Origin of the sequence: uncultured Wocania sp. (assembly GCF_964021735.1) — a bacterium.
Taxonomy (GTDB): domain Bacteria; phylum Bacteroidota; class Bacteroidia; order Flavobacteriales; family Flavobacteriaceae; genus Wocania_A.
The window spans coordinates 24,412-46,607 of sequence record NZ_CAXIBN010000005.1 but is presented as its reverse complement, the minus strand read 5'-3'; the positions used below and the strand labels follow the sequence as shown (position 1 = coordinate 46,607).

At 32.1% G+C, this 22,196-nt stretch carries 18 protein-coding genes and 1 tRNA gene; 1 reads left to right on the top strand and 18 read right to left on the bottom strand.

Annotation, left to right across the window (positions count from 1 at the left end; genetic code table 11):
- Nucleotides 1-51: 51 nt before the first annotated feature.
- The 6 genes from AADI82_RS01210 to AADI82_RS01185 all read right to left on the bottom strand — a co-directional run bounded on the left by AADI82_RS01210 (nt 52) and on the right by AADI82_RS01185 (nt 5,618).
- The gene (locus tag AADI82_RS01210) at nt 52-468 is read right to left on the bottom strand and encodes a CBS domain-containing protein (protein ID WP_341214641.1); all 417 of its coding nucleotides are present in this window, start codon (nt 466-468) and stop codon (nt 52-54) included.
- Between the two features lie 91 nt (nt 469-559).
- On the bottom strand, nt 560-1,411 hold the full coding sequence (locus AADI82_RS01205) for a zinc-dependent peptidase (protein ID WP_341214640.1): 852 nt from the start codon (nt 1,409-1,411) through the stop codon (nt 560-562).
- Between the two features lie 96 nt (nt 1,412-1,507).
- Nucleotides 1,508-2,530: a UDP-glucose--hexose-1-phosphate uridylyltransferase gene (locus AADI82_RS01200; protein ID WP_341214639.1), complete on the bottom strand. Its 1,023-nt coding sequence runs from the start codon at nt 2,528-2,530 to the stop codon at nt 1,508-1,510.
- A gap of 16 nt (nt 2,531-2,546) precedes the next feature.
- Complete coding sequence (galK, locus tag AADI82_RS01195) at nt 2,547-3,695, bottom strand: galactokinase (RefSeq protein ID WP_341214638.1); 1,149 nt, start codon at nt 3,693-3,695, stop codon at nt 2,547-2,549.
- A 20-nt stretch (nt 3,696-3,715) separates the two neighbouring features.
- Entirely contained in the window at nt 3,716-4,600 is an 885-nt protein-coding gene (locus tag AADI82_RS01190; protein ID WP_341214637.1) for an aldose 1-epimerase, read from the bottom strand.
- A 19-nt stretch (nt 4,601-4,619) separates the two neighbouring features.
- A complete protein-coding gene (locus AADI82_RS01185; protein ID WP_341214636.1) occupies nt 4,620-5,618 on the bottom strand; it encodes a GntR family transcriptional regulator in 999 nt (332 codons plus the stop codon).
- Between the two features lie 135 nt (nt 5,619-5,753).
- On the opposite strand from AADI82_RS01185, the gene AADI82_RS01180 reads away from it, so the two are divergent.
- Nucleotides 5,754-7,403, top strand: coding sequence for a sodium/sugar symporter (locus AADI82_RS01180; protein WP_341214635.1), 1,650 nt, complete (start codon nt 5,754-5,756; stop codon nt 7,401-7,403).
- Nucleotides 7,404-7,464: 61 nt separating this feature from the next.
- Here AADI82_RS01180 and AADI82_RS01175 read toward each other — a convergent pair.
- From AADI82_RS01175 to AADI82_RS01120, 12 genes are all read right to left on the bottom strand, one after another.
- A tRNA-Arg gene (locus AADI82_RS01175) sits at nt 7,465-7,538 on the bottom strand.
- 60 nt (nt 7,539-7,598) lie between these two features.
- The gene (locus AADI82_RS01170) at nt 7,599-8,048 is read right to left on the bottom strand and encodes a GatB/YqeY domain-containing protein (protein WP_341214634.1); all 450 of its coding nucleotides are present in this window, start codon (nt 8,046-8,048) and stop codon (nt 7,599-7,601) included.
- A 138-nt stretch (nt 8,049-8,186) separates the two neighbouring features.
- The gene (ftsZ, locus tag AADI82_RS01165) at nt 8,187-10,175 is read right to left on the bottom strand and encodes a cell division protein FtsZ (protein WP_341214633.1); all 1,989 of its coding nucleotides are present in this window, start codon (nt 10,173-10,175) and stop codon (nt 8,187-8,189) included.
- Between the two features lie 56 nt (nt 10,176-10,231).
- On the bottom strand, nt 10,232-11,542 hold the full coding sequence (gene ftsA, locus AADI82_RS01160) for a cell division protein FtsA (protein ID WP_341214632.1): 1,311 nt from the start codon (nt 11,540-11,542) through the stop codon (nt 10,232-10,234).
- Nucleotides 11,543-11,639: 97 nt separating this feature from the next.
- Nucleotides 11,640-12,329: a hypothetical protein gene (locus tag AADI82_RS01155; RefSeq protein WP_341214631.1), complete on the bottom strand. Its 690-nt coding sequence runs from the start codon at nt 12,327-12,329 to the stop codon at nt 11,640-11,642.
- A gap of 16 nt (nt 12,330-12,345) precedes the next feature.
- Entirely contained in the window at nt 12,346-13,698 is a 1,353-nt protein-coding gene (gene murC / locus AADI82_RS01150) for a UDP-N-acetylmuramate--L-alanine ligase (protein ID WP_341214630.1), read from the bottom strand.
- Entirely contained in the window at nt 13,695-14,801 is a 1,107-nt protein-coding gene (gene murG, locus AADI82_RS01145) for an undecaprenyldiphospho-muramoylpentapeptide beta-N-acetylglucosaminyltransferase (protein ID WP_341214629.1), read from the bottom strand. Before murG ends, murC begins: the two co-directional genes overlap by 4 nt.
- 67 nt (nt 14,802-14,868) lie before the next feature.
- A complete protein-coding gene (locus tag AADI82_RS01140; protein ID WP_341214628.1) occupies nt 14,869-16,062 on the bottom strand; it encodes an FtsW/RodA/SpoVE family cell cycle protein in 1,194 nt (397 codons plus the stop codon).
- Between the two features lie 6 nt (nt 16,063-16,068).
- Complete coding sequence (murD, locus tag AADI82_RS01135) at nt 16,069-17,400, bottom strand: UDP-N-acetylmuramoyl-L-alanine--D-glutamate ligase (RefSeq protein ID WP_341214627.1); 1,332 nt, start codon at nt 17,398-17,400, stop codon at nt 16,069-16,071.
- Entirely contained in the window at nt 17,401-18,642 is a 1,242-nt protein-coding gene (gene mraY / locus AADI82_RS01130) for a phospho-N-acetylmuramoyl-pentapeptide-transferase (RefSeq protein ID WP_341214626.1), read from the bottom strand. It lies immediately after the preceding gene.
- Nucleotides 18,643-18,725: 83 nt separating this feature from the next.
- On the bottom strand, nt 18,726-20,189 hold the full coding sequence (locus tag AADI82_RS01125) for a UDP-N-acetylmuramoyl-L-alanyl-D-glutamate--2,6-diaminopimelate ligase (RefSeq protein ID WP_341214625.1): 1,464 nt from the start codon (nt 20,187-20,189) through the stop codon (nt 18,726-18,728).
- Nucleotides 20,186-22,147 carry a penicillin-binding protein gene (locus AADI82_RS01120; protein WP_341214643.1) on the bottom strand — a complete coding sequence of 654 codons (1,962 nt, stop codon included), beginning with the start codon at nt 22,145-22,147 and terminating at the stop codon, nt 20,186-20,188. The genes AADI82_RS01125 and AADI82_RS01120 overlap by 4 nt, the downstream gene beginning before the upstream one ends.
- Nucleotides 22,148-22,196: the final 49 nt, after the last annotated feature.

Below are 22,196 nucleotides of genomic sequence, written 5' to 3'. Positions count from 1 at the left end.
AAAGTAAAAACAGATTGTGATACTACATACAAAAACTTTTCATGCAAATTCTTAAAACTGTTTTAATAAATAGTTTATTAAATCTGTTGTTGTAACTATACCCATTAAAATTGAGTCGTCTACTACTGGAAGCGCATGAAATTCGTTTTCAGCTAAAATTTCGGCAACTTCTTTTATAGTAGTCTCACTTGTTACACTTATGAGGTTTTTTGTCATTACTTGTTCAATAGTAAACATATTATAAACTACCGAATCTACATCACGTTCATCATTTGTTGCATCTGCAAAACTAATACGTAGCAAGTCTGAATAACTTAACATACCTATTATAGACTCTCCACTAACTACTGGAATATGTCTAATATTATGCCTTTTAAATAACATTTCTGCTCTATCTAAATCATCAGACCGAGTTAAAGCAATTACTTCTTTAGACATTATTTCTGAAACTGGAGTTCTTCTTTTCATGATATTAAGTTTTAAATTCCACACTAAAAGTATAAATGAAAAACTTAAAAAAGTATGATAAAAATCATGAATTTAAGATATTTTAATAGTCTTAATACCCTGCTACATTAAAATTAAGCATTTGTTTAACTTTACCATAAACACTAGGAAATTGCGATTTGAATTCTTGCGGTGTTTCAATAAAATTCTCAATGATAACAGCAACAAATTCAAACTGATTAGTAAATGCATATTCTCTAAAATAGTCTGAAACCATCAGCCTGTTTCTTAAAGCTTCGTTTATTGACAAGAGCTTTGTTAACTCTTTAAAAGAATCGCTGAAAATTGTGGAGCTAACATCACGTTCTTTCATACTATTTATGTGAATAGCATGAGTAAATTCGTGAATTCCCAAATTCAAATTATCATTTTCATCATTAAAACCAGCTTTAAAATCTTCCCAAGACAACACTAATGCTTTTAGTTTAGGGTTAAACTCGCCTCTGTGATAAGCTTTATTTGTATTTGAATAAAATTTAGTTGGGTAGACTACAATTTTTGAAATTACGCCAACATAAAAGTCTCTAAACCCAAAAGTTAACATAACCGCAGTTGCTGATATTAAAACTTTCATCTCATCAGTAATTCTATTACCTTCTCTACCAATAAAATCTTTGTCTTTAATAAATAATGATACGCGATGCTCGAAATACTTTTTCTCTTTATCTGTTAGATTTTTATAAAAAGTAAAATGATTTTTTAAAAATGATTTTTGTGTTGTGTTTAATCGTCTTAAATAAACATAAAAATGATTGTACAATGGCTTTTTATGCTTTAAAACATAAGCCATTTCAGTCATTTTAAAAGCATAATATAAAAATAAGTATACCAATACAGCAAACAGAATACCTAGTATTACTTTACTCCCAAATGTATAAGACTCTCTAATTAAAAAGTAAAGCATATCTAGAAAACGGTTTTAAAAAGTAAAAATTGCTGCATTGTATATTTCTATTACAACCAAATAATTATTTGCAATTTACAATTAAAAACTCAAGTACTATTTAATTAAATCTCTCAGCCGTTTTGCTGCTTGTTCTGCTGTTATATCGCGTTGTGGCGTACCAAACATTTCGTATCCTACCATAAATTTTTTTACAGTAGCACTACGTAGTAATGGCGGATAAAAACTCATATGCCAATGCCAATGATTATTCTCTCTACCATTTGTTGGTGCTTGATGAATACCACTAGAATACGGGAATGAACATTCAAATAAAGCATCGTAAGTTTTGGTTAAAACCGAAATAGCTTCGGCATAGGCGTAACTTTCTTTTTCTGAAATCTGAGTAATATCCTCATATTGTTTTTTAGGTGCAATCATAGCTTCAAAAGGCCATATAGCCCAAAAAGGTGTTAGCACTACAAAATATTCGTTTTCAAAAATGATTCTTTCTTTAGCTTCTAATTCTTGTTTTAAATAATCCCCTAAAAGGCTACTTTTATTTTTAAAGTAATATGCTTTTTGTTGATTATCTTTCTTTTCTACCTCATTTGGAAGTGTAGATTGACTCCAAATTTGACCATGCGGGTGTGGGTTACTACATCCCATTACCGCTCCTTTATTTTCAAATATTTGAACGTTATTTATCGCTGGATTTTCGCCAAGTAGTTTATACTCCTTTTGCCAAACTTTTACAACTTCATTTATAGCTTCAATTTCCATATCTGCTAAACTCTTTGAGTGGTCTGGGCTAAAACAGATAACTTTACATATACCTGTTTCGCTTTCAGCTTTTAACAATCCGTTGTCTAAAGAAAAAGATTTTGAATTAGATTGTAATGCCGCAAAATCGTTTCTAAATACAAAAACATTTTTATAATCTGGATTTACTTCGCCATTAATTCTTGTATTTCTTGCACATAAATAGCAATTTGGGTCGTGAGCTGGTCTTTTCTCTCTTGAGACTGCTTCATTTTGCCCTTGCCAAGGGCGTTTAGCACGATGTGGAGATACTAAAACCCATTCTCCTGTTAATATATTAAATCTTTTATGTGAGTAATCTTGTAAATCTGTATTCATTTTTTTTTAAATAATTTTACTTTACTAAATGGGTTCCATTTGCTAGTTTTACAAAATATACTGAGCAGTCCCTATTAAATTTCTTTTTATAAGCTTGAGAAACTACATCTGAAAATGCTTTTGCTTCAGTTTTTGCAACTAAATTAATGGTGCATCCTCCAAAACCACCTCCCATCATTCTAGCTCCTAAAACATGCTTGTTTTTCTTTGCTTGCTCAACAAGAAAATCCAATTCATCGCAACTCACTTTATATTTATTAGATAAGCCTTCATGCGATTGATAGATTAGTGCCCCTAAAGTTTCAATATCTCCATCTTCAATAGCTTTAGCGGCTTTTACAGTTCTTTTATTTTCTTGAATAACATATAATGCTTTTTGATAATTTGCTGGTGTTACTTTATCTATTACTTTTTCTAAATCTGCTTCAGTAGCATCTCTAAGGGCTTTTATTCCAAGTAACTCAGAAATATTTTCGCAAACAGAACGTCTATCATTATATGCACTATCAGACAAACTATGTTTAACATTTGTGTTTATTAACATGAGCTGATGATTCTTAAAATCTATTTCAAATGGTTTAGATTTAATGGTTCTACAATCTAAATGCAAAGCATTATTTTCTAGACCAAACATACTAGCATATTGATCCATAATACCACATTTAACACCCACATAATTATGCTCTGCTTTTTGCGAAATTAAAATCATTTCGTGTTTTGATAATCCCAAATCAAATAATTCGTTCAACCCAAAAACAACACTATTTTCTAATGCTGCAGAAGATGACATACCTGCACCACTTGGTATATTTCCTTTAAATATGATATTAAAATCGCCTACAATTATATTTCTATTCTGAATTTCGGCAACAACCCCCAATACATAATTTTCCCAGCTACCCTCTTTAGAGGGTTTTAATTTATCTAACTCAAATTCAATAGTACTATCTAAATCTAAAGCTATTGCCGTACAATGCCCAGAATTACTTTTTTGAATAGCTGCGGCTATTCCTTTATCTACAGCCGCAGGAAAAACAAAGCCTTCATTATAATCGGTATGTTCTCCAATTAAGTTAATTCTTCCTGGAGAAAAAACCAACAAAGGAGCTTCATTAAATGTTTCAATAAACTTTATTTTTACTTCATTAATTAGTTTAGTACTCATTTTTTAATTATTAAAAGTTTTTATATCATTTTTAAACGCCATTCTATCTTATACGACGCATTAGGCTCTAATACTTTCAATCCGATTTGATTATTAAAACTATTAGATACGCCAGTTGTTGGCTCAATGGCTATTATATTTTCTTTGGGGGGCGTGTAAACTTGCAAAAAGTTATTCTCTTCAGAAGATTTTAAAAGAAACTGATATTCTGGCGTGTTAAATTTAACAGCATCTCTACTTAACACCCAACAGTCATCTAGTTTTTTATCTTCAATATTAAAGATTTTAACATCTGTTATAGATTCGGTACCAGTAGTTATGTTTCTTTCTCCTAGGATTAACTTTTCTCGACTTGAAAACTCCAAACTACTCTCGTATAAATTAGCACTTAAAAAATAAGGATGCCACCCTAAAGTAAAAGGAAATGATTCTGCACTTGTATTTTTAACTAAAACTATTAAGTCTAAAGAATCTCTAGTAAAAACATATTCTAATTGAATACTATAAGTAAATGGAAACCCTTTAGCGAGTTTATTTTCTTTGTACTCCAGCTTTATTGAAATAGAATCATTATTTTCCTTATGATTGATAATTTTAAAGGCTTTATCGTAAACCAAACCATGCAAGGCATTATTTTCGGATTCGTTATTAGTATGCAGTTGATAATGGGTTTTGTTGAAAACATAAGCACCATCTTTAATTCTGTTTGCAAACGGAAATAAAATAGCAGATGCATAGGTATTGCTATAAACCAAAGGCTCTAAACTCACTATAATGGGCTTATTACTAAGTGTTAACTCTTGCAAACTTGCACCTTCATTCAAATAAATTTTAGCATAAAACGACGTGTCAGAGCTTTTCAATTCTAATACGTTTTCTTCTTTATAATGTTTAATACTGTACAATGTGTTTCCTTTTTAATTTTTACAATGAATTTCTTATAATCAGATTATTGGGATTTACAATTTTACCTACCTCTTTATTAAGTATCATACTTGCTAATTGTTTCCCCATGGCATTAAAATCTGTCGATATAGTAGTAATCCCACCAGCAACTATTTCTTTAAGCAAAGTATCGTTATACGATATTACACCTACATCTTTAGCCAATGTTAAATTATTGTTTTTAAATGATTTTATAATCCGAAGTAAATTTTTATCGTCTGGAATAATGTAAAGATTGCCAATTTTAGGTTCATAATTTTTAAGCGAATTTAAAATAGAATAACTAAGAGTATGTATCTTACAAAATTGTTCAAACCCTTTTAACATCCCTTGCGGTTGCTTATCTTCTGGAAAAAGTAAATTGAGTTGTTTGTATTTTTTTATAAGATGCAATGCTTGTTCAAGGCCATTAAAAATATCTTGTTCAAAATTTTGATAAATGGCTGAGTATGATTTTAAATCATCATGCATTTGATCTAAAATAAAAACCTTATCTGATGGCAAATTTTGAATAATCGAGTTTGTATCATTTAAATTAGCAGGCATGATTACATAATAATTATAGTCGCCTATATTATCATGAATTAGTTTGCTAAAAATGGTGGTATTAAAATGGTGAAAAAAAATATCTACTTGAATATTTTCACCTAAGTGTTCTAAAAAGGAGTTATATAAATCTTCTTTAAAGGAGTTTAATTCATCAAAAAGTAAAAATATTTTTTGGTTCACATTTATATCTTCACTTGAAACATAATAACCTTTACCTACAACAGATTTTATAATACCCCTGTTTTTCAACTCATTAAACGCAGTTAACACGGTATCTCTGGAAAGCGAATGTTCTTCTTTCACATTATTAATAGATGGTAGCTTATCTCCTTTTTTAAGTAATCCAGATGTAATAGCCTCTTCAATCGAATTAACAATTTGCTTATACTTTGGTATTCCTATTTTACTTTGAATTGTAATCATATACATTACAAATGTATCATTTTTATTGACAAAAAACTACTAGACCGTACTAGTTTGATTTTTTTTATTGAAAATTATATTTCTTTAAAATTAAATATCTATATTTGATACCTTATCACAAACTAAACCAACAATTTCATTATGACAGCAGGATTTGATACGTGGGATTATGTAGTCTTTATTGCATATGCTATTTTAATTTTAGGAGTAGGATTATGGGTTTCTAGAGACAAAAAGGGCCACCAAAAAAACGCCGAAGATTATTTCTTAGCTAGTAAGTCTCTTCCTTGGTGGGCTATTGGCGCATCATTAATTGCAGCAAATATTTCAGCAGAACAATTTATAGGGATGTCTGGCTCTGGTTTTGCATCAGGTCTAGCCATAGCTTCTTACGAATGGATGGCTGCAATTACTCTAATAATAGTCGGCAAATATTTCTTGCCTATATTTATTGAAAAAGGACTTTATACAATTCCTGAATTTGTTGAAAAACGTTATTCTACCAACTTAAAAACCATTCTAGCTGTATTTTGGATTGCACTTTATGTGTTTGTAAATTTAACTACAGTTTTATACTTAGGTTCTTTAGCCTTAAATACTATTTTAGGAATACCACTAATATATGGTGTTATAGGATTAGCATTATTTGCGGCAGCTTATTCATTGTATGGAGGTTTATCTGCCGTAGCATGGACAGATGTAATACAAGTTATTTTCCTAGTATTAGGGGGATTAGTAACAACTTACTTAGCACTAAATACAGTCTCAGGAGGTGATGGGTTTATTGCTGGATTAACTACTGTTTTTGAAGAAGTACCCGAGCGCTTTGAAATGATTCTTGACAAATCTAATCCTGAATATAAGAACTTACCAGGAATTGGTGTTCTTGTTGGTGGCATGTGGGTCGCTAACTTATACTATTGGGGTTTCAACCAATATATTATTCAAAGAACACTAGCTGCCAAATCTTTAAAAGAAGCACAAAAAGGAATTTTATTTGCTGCTGTATTAAAATTAATAATTCCTTTAATTGTAGTTATTCCAGGAATCGCTGCTTATGTGATGATTAATGATGCAGAAATTATGACAAGATTAGGCGATGCAGCTTCTAGAAACCTACCATCTTTAGAACAAGCAGATAAGGCTTATCCTTGGTTATTACAATTTTTACCAACTGGACTTAAAGGGTTAGCATTTGCTGCATTAGCTGCCGCAATAGTATCTTCTTTAGCATCTATGTTGAATTCTACATCTACCATCTTTACTATGGATATTTACAAGCAATATATTAATAAAACAGCTAGCGATAAAGCTACAGTAAGTACTGGAAGAATCTCTGCTTTTGTTGCTTTAGTAATTGCATGTATAATAGCACCGCTTTTAGGAAACTTAGGACAAGCGTTTCAGTTTATACAAGAATACACGGGTGTAGTTAGCCCAGGTATATTAGCTGTATTTTTATTAGGTTTATTCTGGAAAAAAACCACAAACAAAGCTGCTATTATTGGTGCATTAGCTTCCATTCCAATTGCTATGTATTTTAAAGTAGCACCCAAAGGATGGTCAACATCTTCTTTCTTTGTAGATGTCCCTTTTATGGATCAAATGGGATACACTTTACTTTTAACTATGTTGGTAATAGGAATATTTAGTTATTTACAACATAAAGGGGCTGATGACGAAAAAGGTATACCTATTACAAAGCAATTGTTTAAAACCTCGCCTTTGTTTAATATTGGGGCTTTTGCAATTATGATAATTCTAACGGTTTTATATGCTTTATTTTGGTAAATAATGAAGCTTATATAAAAACAAAAGCCTTGTAAATTTACAAGGCTTTTGTTTTTATTAGTGACTGCGAAGGGATTCGAACCCCCAACCGTCAGAGCCGAAATCTGATATTCTATCCAGTTGAACTACGCAGCCATTATATTTATTATTTTCTATTGACTATTCTTTATTATAACTCTTCTTACCACTAAGAATTTAAGATAATTTTTGCCTTACTATATTAGAAATGGTTTTTCCATCTGCTTGTCCAGCCAGTTCTTTACTAACTATACCCATTACTCTTCCCATATCTTTCATTCCTTCTGCTCCAATATTATCGATAGTCATTACTACGACTTTCTCTATCTCCTCATCGCTTAAAGCTTCTGGTAAAAACTGAGCTATCACATCAGCTTCTGCTAATTCTGGCGTTGCTAAATCCTCACGACCTTGTTCTAAATAAATAGCAGCACTATCTCGACGTTGTTTAACTTGTTTTTGAAGTATTTTAAGTTCTTGTTCTTCAGTTAGCTCTTCTTTAGCTCCACTTTCTGTTTGAGCTAATAAAATAGCAGATTTAACCGCACGTAAAGCTGTTAAAACCGTTTGATCTTTAGCTTTCATGGCGCTTTTTAAAGCCGACATTATATTTTGTTGTAAACTCATGAGTTTTTTATTTGAAATGCGAAGATAAAAAAATAGATTCCCGCCTTTATAGAAATGATAAAAAATAATTAAATAATAAGCCCGAAAAATTGAGGGACTTTTCGGGCGCATAAATAAGTAAGTTCAATGTATATAACCCTAATCTACATTATCGTGCAAAAAAGAATTATTATTTCGTAATTGAATATCGTCATTATCATCTAAACCAATGCTTGTTCTAGACATATCGGTTTCAGAGGAATGTTTTGCTTCCTCTAAATTTACGCCTTGTCGTTTGTAAGCTGGTACCTTTTCAATATCATCAATTTTTGCGTTATTGAATTTATAATTAAACTCTTTCATTTTACGTCTGCGCTCATCTGCACGTTCTTTCAATAATTCAGAAATTGGACTATTCATAGGATCTACTTCTTCAACTGAAGCTTCCTTGTTAATTTCTTGATGCAGAACTTTCTTTTCGAAAACAATATCTTCATCAATTTCTTCTATAATTTCGTTAGATTCTGATACTTTTTTATTCATTGCAGATTCTACTTCAATATAATCATCTAAAGCATAACGAATATCGCCTTTTTCATTTGTTTCATTTACCGTTATAAGCTCAACATAATCCTTAACAGGAATATCTTTTGTCTCTTCATTTAATTGATAAGAGATAACATCTTCACCTTTTGTGTTCTCTTCAACATCTGAAGATAAAGGTAAATCGAAAGTTAATGTGATTTGTTGTTCTTCCTCAATGTAATCTGAAATTACCTCAACATCCGTCATATCCTCAATATCATCAGACATTCTTGTAACTGGTTTGATTATAAAATCTTCATCTTCAACATTATTTATTTTGACTTCATTATAAATAACATCAATATTTTTGATGATTTCTGATGTTGGTATTAAATTGATGTCTTTTGAAAATACATCAACAGTATCTTCTTTTACAACTTCTTTTTTAGGTTGCTTAACAGGCTCTTCTTCAGATTCAAGATCTAAAGTATGCCTAACAATTGGTGTTTCTTTTTTTACTTCTAATTCTACTACAGGCTCAATAATAACAGGTTCTTTAGCTTTTAAGCTTATGTCTTCCTCTTCACTTAACGAATGCACCACTTTCTTGGTTTCAGTATTAGAAATTTCGTCTTGCTGTTCTATATTAAATCCTGTTGCAATAATAGTAACCGCAATAGATTCTTCTAGCGCTTCGTCTTCACCAACACCCATGATAATATTAGCACCATGACCTGCTTCAGTTTGGATGTGATCATTAATTTCTCCTATTTCATCAATGGTTATTTCATGCGAGCCAGAAACAATTAACAATAACACATTTTTAGCACCAGTAATTTTATTGTCGTTTAACAAAGGTGAATCTAAAGCTTTACGTATGGCGTCTTGAGCACGATTTTGACCTGAAGCTAAAGCAGAACCCATAATTGCCGTTCCACTATTACTTAATACTGTTTTAGCATCACGTAAATCGATATTTTGTGTGTAGTGATGTGTAATAACTTCGGCTATACCACGAGCAGCGGTAGATAGCACCTCATCAGCTTTAGAAAAACCAGCTTTAAAACCAAGGTTTCCATAAACCTCTCGAAGTTTGTTATTATTGATTACAATTAAAGAATCTACAACATCTCTTAATTTTTCGATACCCTTTTGAGATTGTTCTATACGCATTTTACCCTCGAAAGCGAAAGGCATTGTTACAATACCAACTGTTAAAATATCTAAATCTTTAGCCATTTTAGCAATTATTGGAGCAGCACCAGTTCCTGTTCCACCGCCCATTCCAGCAGTTATAAAAACCATTTTTGTATTGGTATCGAGCATTGTTGAAATATCATCGAAACTCTCAACAGCAGACTGCTCACCTATATCTGGATTAGCTCCTGCACCTAATCCTTCGGTTAAATTAACACCTAATTGGATTTTATTTGGAACGCCACTATTTTGAAGTGCTTGTGCATCTGTATTACAAATGTAAAAATCGACTCCTTTTATGCCTTGTTGGAACATGTGGTTAATGGCATTACTGCCACCACCGCCAACACCAATAACTTTAATGACATTTGACTGATTCTTTGGTAAATCAAATGCAATGCTTTCGAATTCTGTTTTGCTGCTCATAAATTCTGTTTTACTGGGGTTTTATACTTTTATATTTTTTTAATTCAATGGATTCACTACTCTGCGTTATCTAAAAAATCTTTAACACGCTCTGTTAATTTGTCTAAGAACGAACGCCGTTCTTTAACTGGCTTTTCTTTTATTTCTTCTTCAGTAATTTCTGCTTCTTCAATTTCTTTTTCGTGCTGTTGCTCAATTTGTTTTCGTTCTTGACGCTTTAAACCATCTAAAACCAAACCAACTGCTGTGGCGTATAACGGACTGGTAATATCTTCATCACTATCGCCAGCTAAATGCTCATTCGGGTACCCAATTCTGGTATCCATTCCTGTTATATATTCTACTAACTGCTTTAAATGTTTTAATTGACTCCCACCACCTGTTAAAACAATACCTGCAATTAGTTTCTTTTTTTGCTCTTCGTGACCGTAATTTTTAATCTCAACATAAACCTGCTCTACAATTTCTACTACTCGGGCATGAATTATTTTAGACAGATTTTTTAGAGTAATTTCTTTTGGTTCTCTACCTCGTAACCCTGGAATAGATACTATTTCATTGTCCTTATTTTCTCCTGGCCATGCTGAACCGAATTTTATTTTTAATAATTCCGCTTGCTTTTCAATGATTGAGCAACCTTCTTTAATATCTTCAGTAATTACATTTCCACCAAATGGAATTACTGCGGTATGACGAATAATACCATCTCTAAAAATGGCTAAATCTGTTGTTCCGCCACCTATATCTATCAACGCTACTCCTGCTTCTTTTTCTTCTTGACTTAGTACCGCATTTGCTGATGCTAAAGGTTCTAAAGTGATGCCTTCTAAATTTAAGCCTGCACTTTGTACACAACGCCCTATATTTCTGATAGATGACACTTGCCCTACAACAACGTGAAAATTAGCTTCTAACCGTCCACCATACATCCCTATTGGTTCTTTTATTTCAGCTTGTCCATCAACTTTATATTCTTGTGGTAATACATGAATAATTTCTTCACCCGGAAGCATTACCAATTTATGCACTTGGTTAATAAGTCTATCAATATCATTATCATCAATAACCGTTTCTGAATTTGATCTGGTTATGTAATCACTATGTTGGAGGCTACGTATATGTTGTCCTGCAATACCTACCGTAACACCCATAATTTTCATGTCGGCTGCAACTTCGGCTTCTTGAACAGCCTGCTGAATAGATTGGATCGTTTGCGTAATATTGTTTACAACACCGCGGTGCACACCTAAACTTTTAGACTTACCAATGCCCAAAATCTCGACTTTGCCGTACTCGTTTTTACGACCAATCATAGCCACAATCTTTGTGGTTCCTATATCTAATCCTACTGCTAAATTATGCTCCATGGTTTACGTTTTGCTCAATAATTGAGGTTTAACCTTCAATACTTTCACAGTTTTTTAATGCCCTTTTCATTAAATACTTAGTGATAACTTATTCAATTTATTTACTACACACTACTTGGTTTTCAAATTGCAAATTGACTTTGCTATAATTATTAAGCGTCTTTTCTTTTTGATTTTTTTGATAAAACGCTTTTAGGTTACTAATTTTCTTATTTAAAAAATTAACATCACCTAATTGAACTAAAAACTTACACTGCCTTAGTTTTAAGTATATTTTTTTATTAGCACTTTGATGAATTTCGATAACATTCTTTTTTAAAAAATCATCTTGACTAACTTTACTTGCTACTTTATAGACATTTTTTAAGTTGTTTTTTTCAACATAACCAGTAACTAAAGGTACTCTAGCCGAATAATTATTTGATAGTGGCATATAAAAACCTTCATCATCAATATAATAAGACGCATTTGTACTGACTCTTGCAATAGGTGTTTTCTGTTCAATCTCTGCGTTAAGCGTACCATTAACAGCAACATACACTTCTGCAGATTTAATCATGGGATTAGATTTTAGGGCATTCTCTAATTCATTCAAAACTAAAGTTTCTTTAGTTACATTTTTAATCCCTTTATAATTTTGTATTAACAATTTACTAACAGTTTCGTTTGTAATAAAAAGATTGTTATCTCCAATAAATTTTACATGAGGTTTTGTTAATATTCTTTGCTCATTTCTATGTAATGAAAAAGCAAACAAAAAAACCACTAAACCTAGTAGAAATATCATTTTTATATAACTCCAATTAACTCGCAATACTTAATTCTTTTTTAATGTGTTTCACTTCCTCTCCAATATCGCCAGCACCAATTGTTAATATAATTTGAGCATCGCTTTTATGTATGGTTTTTAATAATTCTGTTTTACTAACTAACTGCTTATTTTTATTATTTATTTTACCTAATAACCAATTAGATGTTACCCCTTCAATAGGCAACTCTCTTGCTGGATATATATCTAATAATACAACCTCATCAAATTGTGATAAGCTTTTTGCAAAATCGTCTATAAAATCACGTGTTCTCGAATATAAATGGGGCTGAAAAATAGCCAACACTTTTTGGTTTGGATACATTTCTCGAACCGCTTGATGTACCGCATTTATTTCTTCTGGATGATGTGCATAATCATCTATAAAAACTAAATCCTCAGTTTTAATATGATATGTAAATCGGCGTTTAACCCCTTTATAAGATGCTAAAGCTTTGGCGAGCTGTTGGTTTGGGCAACCATATTCTACAGCCATCGCCAAGGCTATTAATGCATTCGACAAATTATGTCTCCCAGGTAGGTTAAATTGTAAATTTTCAAGTACTATTTTTGGTGTTTTTACATCAAAAACATAAGTACCATTTTCTATTTTTATATTTTGAATGCTGTAATCTGAATCATCTTCAATACCGTAAGTAATACCCTTTAATGGTAATCCGTTTTTTATAAATAATTTTCCATTAGGCTTTATTTTTTTTGAAAAATCTTCAAATGAATTTATTAATTCTGAAGCTTTTCCGTAAATATCTAAATGATCCGCATCCATTGAAGTTATACATGCTAAATCTGGAGATAGCGTTAAAAATGAACGATCAAATTCATCAGCTTCAACAACTGAAACCTCTGTCCCTTTTAGTATTAAATTAGAATTATAATTTTCACTAATACCACCTAAAAAAGCCGTTAACTTAACATCGCATTCGTGCATTAAATGCCCCAAAATACTTGTTGTTGTTGTTTTTCCGTGTGTTCCTGCTACTGCCAAACAAAAAGTATTTTCGGTTATTAACCCTAAAATTTCCGAACGTTTTAAAACCTTAAATCCGTTAGATTTAAAATAATTTAATTCGATGTGGGTTTTAGGGATTGCTGGCGTATAAACTACCAAGGTATTTTCTGGATTTAAAAATTTAGCATCTATATTGTTTACCGAATCTTCAAAATGAATTTGAATATTTAAAGCTGCTAACGCCTCTGTTATTATGGTTTGTGTTTTGTCGTAACCAGCTACATTTTTATTATTAGCATTAAAATAGCGTGCCAAGGCACTCATGCCTATGCCACCAATACCAATAAAATAGATGTTATGTATGCTGTTTAAATTCATTTACTTTTAAGTAATTTTTCTACTTCGTCTACTATTTCTTTTGTTGCATTAACTAATGCTAATTTTTTTATATTATCTCCCAGTTCTTTTTGTTTTTCTGGAGCTGCAATTAACTGTGAAAACTTATTCTCGAAATCGGCATCTAAATCTTCTTCTTTAATTAATAATGCCGCATTATTGTTAACTACTGCCATGGCATTTTTTGTTTGATGATCTTCTGCGACATTTGGCGACGGAATAAATATTACAGGTTTACCTACAATACATAATTCTGAAACCGAAATAGCTCCAGCTCTTGAAATTACTACATCTGCTGCAGCATAAGCAAAATCCATATTGTTTAAAAACTCATAGACCTGCACATTCTTTGTATTTCCATAAATTTTATATTGTTGATAATACAACTTACCGCATTGCCAAATTATTTGCACATTTTGAGTATCAAAAAAATCCAACTCTTTTTCAATCAATTCGTTTATACGTCTTGAACCCAAGCTACCACCAATAACTAAAAGCGTACGTTTTCCGTGTTTTAAGTTGAAATGATTTTTTGCCTCAACCGTTTTAGTTTCAATATCTAGCAAATCTTGACGTACCGGATTTCCTGTTTTTATGAGTTTATCTTTAGGGAAAAAGCGCTCTAAATCATCATAAGCCACACATATTTTATTTGCTTTTTTTCCTAGCAATTTATTAGTAATTCCTGGATACGAATTTTGCTCTTGTATTAAGCTTGGAATCTTATTTAATGCAGCCAAATACAACATTGGACCACTTGCAAAACCTCCCGTACCTATAACTACATCTGGTTTAAAAGATCTAATAATTGAACGAGCTCGCCATAAACTACTATTCAATTTAAAAGGAAACATTAGGTTCTTTAAAGTCAGTTTTCGCTGAATTCCAGAAATCCACAAGCCTTTAATATCATAGCCTGCTTGTGGCACTTTTTCCATTTCCATACGATCTTTAGCACCAACAAATAAAAATTCGGCATCTGGATAACGAGACTTTATTTCGTTTGCAATGGCAATAGCAGGATAAATATGACCTCCTGTTCCTCCTCCGGAAAGAATAATTTTGTATGTTTCTTTTTTTACCACTAATTCACGAATGTTTATTCTTAAAATTCCAATATTTAAAATCCAAATTCCAAAGAAGTCATTAAACTTATAATGCTTCGCTTAGAATTTCTAACGGGTTATCTTCATTATTTTCTTGTTCTTTTATTTCTTCTCGTTTAGCACTTACACTCAGTATAATTCCTATAGCTAAGCACGTCATCCAAATAGATGTACCACCACTACTAATTAATGGTAATGTTTGCCCTGTAACTGGGAACAATTCTACTGCAACTGCCATATTAATTAAGGCTTGAAACACAATAGGCAAACCTACACCAAGCACTAAAAGTTTACCGAAAATGGTATCCGATTTTTGCGCTGCTATAACAATTCTAAACAATAGCCACATGTATAAAATCATAATTGTAAAACCACCTAACAAGCCATATTCTTCAATAATTATGGCAAAAATAAAATCGGATGACGATTGCGGTAAAAAATTCTTTTGAATACTTTTTCCTGGACCAACACCTTGAATACCTCCTGAGGCTATGGCTATTTTTGCTTTTTCAATTTGATAATCGGCTACAGTATCTTCAGCATCAGAAAAACTCTCAATTCTGCTCATCCAAGTATCAATTCTATTTGGCATAGCATCAGGAAATGCTTTAGCCACCAACACAAATAATACCAAGACTAAAATACCAGAACCTATAATAACTGCTAAATATCGAATTGGATATCCGCCTAAAAAAACCAACATGACAACCATTAAAAACATTATAGCTGCCGTTGAAAAATTAGCTGGAAGAATAAGAATTAAAACAAGAAAAACAGGAATCCAAAGTGGTAATATGGATTCTTTAAAAGTTACTGATTTATCTTTTATTTTAGACATATATCGCGCTACATAAACCATCAGTACAACCGATGCTAATGTGGATGTTTGAAACGACATGCCTACAATTGGTATTTGAATCCATCTGCTTGCATTTGCTCCTTCAATTGTAGTGCCTTGCAACATAGTAACCCCTAATAAAACCAATATTATAGGAATCATTATTAAAGACAAACCCTTAAAATATCTGTATGGAATTTTATGCACGCCGTACATTATAGCAAACCCTAAAAACAAATGCATAAAGTGCTTAACAAAAAATGCAAAAGTGTTACTATTTCCAGCCCTATACGCTAAATTACTTGCAGCACTATAAACAGGCAAGAATGATAGTATTGCCAACAACGCAACTATTGCCCAAATTAAACGATCTCCCTTTATGTTTTTAAATAATGTCCGCACTTATTTTTATAAATTCCTTACTGCATTTTTAAATTGACGACCTCTGTCCTCGTAATTTTCAAACAAATCAAAACTTGCACATGCTGGTGATAATAATACACTATCTCCAGCTTCGGCAACCTTATAAGCTATTTTTACAGCTTCGCTCATAAATTGAGTTTCAATTATAATATCTACCATTCCACCAAACGTGTTTATTAGTTTTTCGTTATCAACGCCTAAACAAATAATTGCTTTTACTTTTTCGTTTACAAACTGAAAAAGCTCTTCATAATTATTCCCTTTATCTACTCCTCCAACAATCCAAACTGTTGGCGCATCCATACTTTCAAGAGCATAATACGTCGCGTTAACATTGGTAGCTTTTGAGTCGTTTATGTATTGTACTTTATTAATTTTTAATACGTGCTCTAAGCGGTGCTCGACACCCTGAAAGTTTTCTAAACTTTCGCGAATGGTTTGTTTTCTAATTTTTAATAAATGAGCGACTGTTGAAGCAGCCATCGCATTTTTAATATTGTGTTTTCCCTCTAATGCTAGATTTGTTGTTGGCATAATTATTTGGTTGTTATCTATTGTTATAATAATTTCTTCTTTGTCTAAATACGCACCATTTTCAATAGTTTTTGTTAATGAAAACGGCAATAATTTGGATTGAGCTGGGTTGTTTTTTAAATGATTAGTAATCACTTCATCATCGGCATCATAAATCAAATAATCATCTTTTGTTTGATTCATAGCTATTCTGAATTTTGAGGCAATGTAGTTTTCAAATTGATAATCATATCTATCTAAATGATCTGGCGTTATATTAGTAATAACAGCTATTTTTGGTTTAAAATCAACAATATCATCTAATTGAAAACTACTAATCTCTAACACGTAATTTTCAAAATCATCTTCTAAAATCTGTTTCGCAAAACTATCTCCAATATTTCCAGCTAACCCAACATTCAATTCTTGTTTTAAAATATGGTGCGTTAATGTTGCTGTAGTGGTTTTACCGTTACTTCCTGTGATTCCAACAATGCAAGCTTTGGTAAATTTTGACGCAAATTCAATTTCAGAAACTACAGTAATTCCCTTTTCATGAATTTGTTTCACCAAAGGCACTTTATTTGGAATTCCCGGGCTTTTCATTACGATGTTTGCATTTAGAATTTTATCCTCAGAATGCTTTTCATCTTCCCATTCAATCTCATTATGTATAAGAACTTGTTTATATTTTTCTTTTATTTTTTGGTTGTCTGAAACAAAAACTTGGTATCCTTTTGCTTTCCCTAAAAGTGCTGCACCAACACCACTTTCCCCTGCCCCTAAAACAACAAGCTTTTTCATCTATCTTATCTTCAATGTCACTATTGATAGTATTGCAAGCAAAATCCCAACAATCCAAAAACGTGTAACTATTTTACTTTCATGATATCCTAATTTTTGAAAATGATGATGTAATGGCGACATTTTAAAAATGCGTCGCCCCTCACCATACTTCTTCTTGGTATATTTAAACCACCCTACCTGCATGACTACTGATAAATTTTCTGCTAAAAAAATACCACACAAAACAGGAATTAGCCATTCTTTTCTAACAGCAATAGCAATTACTGCTATAATGCCACCAATAGTTAAACTTCCTGTATCTCCCATAAACACTTGAGCTGGGTATGTGTTATACCATAAAAATCCTATAAGTGCACCAACAAATGCTGCAATGTAAATAGTGATTTCCTCAACCCTTGGGATATACATGATATTAAGATATTCTGAGAAAATAATATTACCAGAAACCCATGCAAAAATCCCCAGAGTAAGCACTATTATTGCTGATGTACCAGCCGCTAATCCATCAATTCCATCTGTAAGATTTGCTCCATTAGAAACTGCTGTTATGATTAAAATTGTTATTATTATAAATATAATCCACGCATACTTTTCTAAGTTTGGACTAATCCATGTGATTAAATCTGAATAATCAAATTCGTTTCCTTTTACAAATGGAATAGTTGTTTTGGTTGATTTTACTTCATCTTTAAATAGTTTAGAAGCTTCAATTTTTGGATTTTCTGCTAAAAGTTCTTGTTGTACTTCTAGCGGGAGTTTTTCCTTCATAGTAACATCATCATGAAAAAATAATGTTGTACCTATAATGATCCCGAGACCAACTTGCCCTAAAATTTTAAAGCGTCCTTTTAAACCTTCTTTATCATTTTTAAATTTCTTTAAATAATCGTCTATAAATCCAATAACGCCCATCCACAGAGTGGTAACAATCAATAAAATGACATAAATATTTTCTAATTTAGCGAGTAATAATACTGGGATTAATGTCGCAAGAATAATAATAATTCCGCCCATTGTTGGCGTGCCTGCTTTTTGAGCTTGCCCAGCTAAACCTAAGTCTCTTATGGTTTCTCCCATTTGTTTTTTCTGAAGAAAACGAATGATTCTTTTTCCATAAATAGTAGAAATAAGCAATGACAAAATCATAGCAAAAGCTGCACGAAAGGTTAAAAACCCAAAGAGAGTCGCTCCCGGAAATTGGAATTGCTTTTCTAAATATTCAAATAGGTAATACAGCATTTATACTATTGTTTATTATTATTTATTTGAGACATTATCATCTTATTTTTGCTTCGGTCTTGAGTCTTCCAACTTCTAGCATTCTATTTCTGTAATTGTTTTAAAAATTCTTGTACTATTTTATAATCATCAAAATCAAAGCGTTCACCTTTAATTTCTTGATAGGTTTCGTGCCCTTTTCCTGCTATTAAAATAATGTCGTTAGGTTGTGCCAACTGACAAGCCGTTTTGATAGCTTGTTTTCTATCTGAAATGGTTACTATTTTTTTAAAGTTTTGAGGCTCGACACCTTTTTCAATATCTTCAAGAATAGCTTCAGGTTTTTCGCTTCGCGGATTATCACTTGTAAAAATCACTTTTGTACTTAACGCTGATGCGATATGCCCCATTTTAGGGCGTTTTGTTTTATCTCTATCGCCACCACAACCCACAACGGTTATTAATTCTTCGTTTTTAGTTCGGATGCTGTTAATGGTTTCCAACACATTTTTCAATGCGTCGGGCGTATGTGCATAATCAACTATTGCTGTTATTTTTTCATCTGAAATGATGTATTGAAACCTTCCGCTTACGCTTTCCAACTCGCTAATCAATCTTAAAATTTCAACTTTTTCTAATCCTAACAATTCTGCAGTGGCGTAAATTGCTAATACATTATAGGCATTAAAATTGCCAACAAGACGTGTCCAAACCTCACTGTCGTTAAGCTTTAACAACAAGCCCCCGAATTGATTTTCTAAAATTTGCGCTTTATAATCGGCGTACCCTTTTAATGCATAAGTGTATTTTTTAGCTTTTGTGTTTTGCAGCATTACCAATCCGTTTTTATCATCGGTATTTACAAGCGCAAAAGCTTTAGATGAGAGCCCATCAAAAAATGCTTTTTTCACATCTCGATATTCTGCAAATGTGTTATGATAATCTAAATGGTCGTGAGACAGATTGGTAAAAATACCACCTTCAAAACACAATCCTTCAACCCTGTTTTGATGAATACCATGAGAGCTAACTTCCATAAAACAGAACTCAACACCAACATCATTCATTTCCTTTAAATACCTGTTTATAGTTAAAGAATCTGGTGTAGTATGTGTTGCGTTATATACTTTATTATCTACTACTATTTTAACCGTTGAAAGTAATCCAACTTTATAGCCTGCATTTTTAAATAATTGACATAATAAACTTGCAATAGTAGTTTTCCCGTTAGTTCCTGTAACTCCAACAAGTTTTAAATTTTCTGATGGCGAACCGTAAAAATTTGATGCGATTATTGCTAAAGCTTTAGTAGAACTATCAACCTCTACATAAGTAACACCATCGATTAAGTTTTTTGGTAATGTTTCGCAAATAATTCCTGTTGCTCCACTTTTTATAGCGACATCAATAAATTTATGACCATCAACAACGCTACCTGTAACTGCAACAAACAAATCGGCTTCCTTAATGTTTCTAGAATCAAAATGAATATTATTAATAGACACACCAGTACTTCCAACAACAGCGTTGAGAGCTACTTTGTATAATATGTCTTTTAATATCATCATGATGCTTTTAAAACAATGGTTTGATTGTTTTTAAGTTTTACATTTTTACTAATTGATTGCTCTTTTATAATACCGCTACCGTCGAGTTTCACTTTTACATTTACATCCATATTCTCTAACAATGCTAAGGCATCCATTGCTGGTAAGCCTACTACGTTTGGCATAATAGTTTTGTAAGTTTGTGCAGTTTGATAAAAACTTTCGTATTCTTTTTCAGTTGATGCTCTTTTAACTTTTAATGATTCAACCTCATCAATAATCGGTGTATCTGTAAATATTTTTTGAGCTATTTTTTTAAATACTGGACCAGATACATCAGCACCATAATAGCCAACACTTTTATCAGGCTCATGTATTACAACAATGCAAGAATACTTGGGATTATCAGCTGGAAAATACCCAGCAAAAGATGAAATATAATTTAGCTTTTCTTTGTCTCGATAATCTTTTTGGCAAGTTCCTGTTTTACCTGCCATTGAGAAATTTTCAGAATACAACCTATTACCTGTTCCGTGCTTTTTCTCAACAACATTCTTTAATAATTGCTGCACTTTAGCAACGGTTTCTTTCGAGCAAACTTGTTTGTTTATCACCTCTACTTTATAAGGCTCAACAACTCTATCAAATTCCTTAACCTCTTTTAAAAATTGTGGCTTTACCATTTTGCCGTCATTAGCAATTGCATTATAAAATGTTAGGGTTTGTAAAGGTGTAAACGACACACCGTAACCATAAGCCATCCATTGTAATGCAATACCACTCCAACGCTTATTTTTAATTCTTGGATCTGGAATAATTGGACTTGACTCACCAATAATTTGTAATCCTAATTTTTCATTTAAACTCATAGCATAAAGTCTATCCACAAACTTGCTAGGATTTTTTCCATAAGCCTGATCGATAGCTTTTACTATTCCTGTATTTGATGACACTTCAAAAGCTTCAGAGATTGATATTTTACCGTAACCCCCATACTTTGAGTCTCTTACTTTTTTTCCATAGAACGTTAAGATGCCTTTCTCAGTATCTACCACATCACTCGTATCAATTACTTTATCTTCAAGAGCAGCCGTAATTGCCATTAATTTAAATGTCGAACCAGGTTCATGAGATTCCCACACTGCATAATTTCTCCTTTCATAATAATGTCCATTAGAATTTCTACCTAAATTTGCTATAGCTTTTACCTCGCCAGTTTTCGTTTCCATAACCACAACACAACCATGATCAGCTTTATATTTTTCTAACTGCTCCAAAAGCGCATGATGCGCTATATCTTGAATATTCACATCTATGGTTGTATAGACATCGTAACCATCTTTAGGCTCAATTTCATTAGCATCACTCAAAGGCTTCCATTGCCCTTTTCCAATTTGCTGTTTTTTTCTTTTCCCATCAGTCCCTCGTAAATATTGAATACCATAGGCACCATCAATTCCTGGGCGTGTCACATTGCCTTTTTCATCAAAACGTTCATAACCAATAGTACGTTGTGCTATACCTCCCATTGGATGTTCGCGCTTGGTAGTTTGCTCTACAATCAGCCCGCCTTTAAAAGCACCTAGGTTTAATAATGGAAAATTTCGAATTCTTATATAATCTGAATACCCAATATTTCTAGCCAACAAATAATACCTGTTCTTATTCGCTCTGGCTTTTCTGATTTCCTTTTGATAATAGTTTGACGATTTTCCTGAGTATTTTGAAAGCGAATCACTTAAAGGTTTTAAATGCTTTTCAAATACTTTTAAAGTTGGCGTAATAGCATCTATTCTAATATCGTATTTAGGAATCGATGTTGCTAATAAATTCCCATTAGCCGAATACACATTACCTCGATTTGCTGGAATTATTACATCTTTAACAATACGCTCGCTTGCCATGACTTTATATTTATCACCCTGCAAAAACTGAATACTCACCAATTTAAACACCACAGCAACGCCGAAGATGAACATACATCCTGCTATAAAATACAATCGGTTTAATATGCCTTTCTCGTTTACT